We start from the raw sequence: 295 nt of genomic DNA, 5'->3' as shown, positions 1-295 counted from the left end.
CTGTTCGTCGGCAAATACACCATACGCTTCTGAGAGGCAAGGATCTTCACTCGCTTGCTGAGTGCAGGACACATACGCACCATATCTGCTGCGACCTCGAATACGATGCTTGCTTGCTGACGATCAGCAGCACAGCCATACACCTCGGCTCGCTCCTCACCGTCGCCGCAGCAAAGAAGAAGTGCAACGGCGGCGGCAAGTTCTGATTTTCCTTGCTTCTTGGGCAGCTCAACATACGCCGTATTGAACTGCCGATACCCGTTCGGCTTCAAAATTCCGAAAATGTCTCGGATAA

Annotated in this window: 1 protein-coding gene; it reads right to left on the bottom strand. The window is 52.9% G+C overall.

Annotated features, from left to right (window positions below; translation table 11 throughout):
• Positions 1–295: terminase large subunit domain-containing protein (locus HMPREF9163_RS11900; RefSeq protein WP_009441970.1), on the bottom strand; the 295-nt coding region annotated here is incomplete at both ends.

This window comes from Selenomonas sp. oral taxon 138 str. F0429, from assembly GCF_000318175.2.
GTDB classification, from domain to species: Bacteria; Bacillota; Negativicutes; order Selenomonadales; family Selenomonadaceae; genus Centipeda; species Centipeda timonae.
The sequence above is the reverse complement of the archived record's forward strand: the minus strand, read 5'-3'. Positions and strand labels throughout refer to the sequence as shown.